Here is a 1,903-nt window from a genome sequence, read left to right as displayed (position 1 = left end):
GGGGCTGTCGGGAAATAGATAGTCCAAAACAGGGGCAGTTGTGACTCGCATGAGTCACAACTGCCCCTGAAATTTATCCTGTAAAAAGAGAAAAAGATGGCTAACGACAACCATCTTTCTCTCCGTTCCATGTTATAATGGAACTATGCAAAAACAAGATTATTATAACGACTTTTTTGAAATTGGGCAACAGAAAATTAACTTCAGTTTCTTCGAATTGAGTCTACCCGATGACGATCCAGTCTATACCCTGAAAAAAGTGATGGAGGAATTAGATTTTTCAGGCCTGCTGGCCTGTTATCCAAACAAGGGAAGAACCGGGTTTAACCCAATCATGCTGTATGCTGTCGTTACCTACGCAAACATGCGCGGAGTCCGGGCCGTTGACCGGATTGTTGATCTGTGCCAGAGAGACCTTGCTTTTATCTGGCTGACGAAAGGGCAGAAGCCTCAAAGGGATGTTTTTTACGATTTTAAAGGCAAAAAGCTCACAGGGGAAGTCCTGGATGAATTGAATTACCAGTTCATGCGCCGCCTGGAAAAAGAAGGGTTTCTTACACTGAAAGAACTTTATATCGATGGAACGAAACTGGAGGCAAATGCCAACAGATATACCTTTGTCTGGCGGGGCAGCCTGAATTACCACCTTGCAGGCCTGCTGGATACGATCGATGCCCTTTATACAAAGTACAACGCTTTCCTGCTGGACAATGGGTATGGTCCGAAATACGACCTTGGGGATGCCCATATGTTTGTGATCGAGGGGATGGACAAAATCAGGAAGATCATCAAAAAGAACAGGGAGCGGAAACTGACAAAGCATAAGAAAATCCCCAATAATACCATAATTGAAATCGATCACTGTTCCCCGCTTGAAATCCGGAAACTGCAGAAGAACCTGATGCGGATTGCAGAGGGGGAAGGGATTGAGTTTGTTTTCGGGAAGGGAATGCGCAAGCCGGAGATCCAGAAACTTTATGAGGAACTGGAAAAATGCGGAAAGCGTCTGATGGAGTATAAAGAATGCTTTAAGATCATGGGGAAAGACCGCAACAGCTATTCTAAGACAGATCTGGAAGCGACATTCATGCGGATGAAAGAGGACCATATGCTGAACGGGCAGTTAAAACCTGCCTATAACGTCCAGATCGCAGTAGAAAATTACTTTATTGTCCACGGATATGTAAGCAATGACCGGACAGACTACAACACGCTGATCCCAGTTCTGGAAAAACACAGGAAAGCGTTTGGGGATAAGCTGGAGGCAGTCACTGCCGACAGCGGCTACTGCAGTGAAAAGAACCTGCTGTATCTGAAAGAGAACAGGATCCGCAGCTTCATCAAGCTGCAGGACCATGAGAAGAGGAAGACACGGGCATACAAAGAAGACATCGGGAAGTATTACAACATGACATACGCCGTTTTTGAGAATGAGCACTATTATATCTGCCATGACGGAAGAGAACTGCACCATATCCGGACAGAAAGCAAAGAACAGGACGGCTACACACAGACAATAGAGGTATACGGCTGTGCGGACTGCAGTGAATGTGAATATAAATCGAAATGTCTTTATAAATACAATCCCGAAAAGAATCCGGACCAGAACAAGGTCATGAAGATCAATGAACGCTGGGAAGAACTGAGGGAGGAGTCCAACACGAATATCCAGAGTGAAGAAGGGATCCTGAAACGTCAGACACGGTCGATCCAGACAGAGGGTCACTTTGGAGATATCAAAGAGAACGAAAACTTCCGTCGTTTTAACTACCGTTCGAAAGAGAAAGTATATAAAGAGTTCATGCTGTATGCCATAGGGCGGAACATCATGAAATATCATCGGTTTTTACATCAGGAAATCGAAAAATTTGAAGGGAAAAAGGAGCAGGAAGCGGCTTAACCA

1 protein-coding gene is annotated in these 1,903 nt (G+C 44.8%); it reads left to right on the top strand.

Annotation, left to right across the window (positions count from 1 at the left end):
* Positions 1-145 precede the first annotated feature (145 nt).
* Complete coding sequence (locus B5G27_RS15730; RefSeq protein WP_087179786.1) at positions 146-1,900, top strand: IS1182 family transposase; 1,755 nt, start codon at positions 146-148, stop codon at positions 1,898-1,900.
* The last annotated feature ends 3 nt before the right edge of the window (positions 1,901-1,903 follow it).

This window comes from Lachnoclostridium sp. An76 (assembly GCF_002161355.1).
Classification (GTDB): Bacteria; Bacillota; Clostridia; order Lachnospirales; family Lachnospiraceae; genus Mediterraneibacter; species Mediterraneibacter caccavium.
The sequence above is the reverse complement of the archived record's forward strand: the minus strand, read 5'-3'. Positions and strand labels throughout refer to the sequence as shown.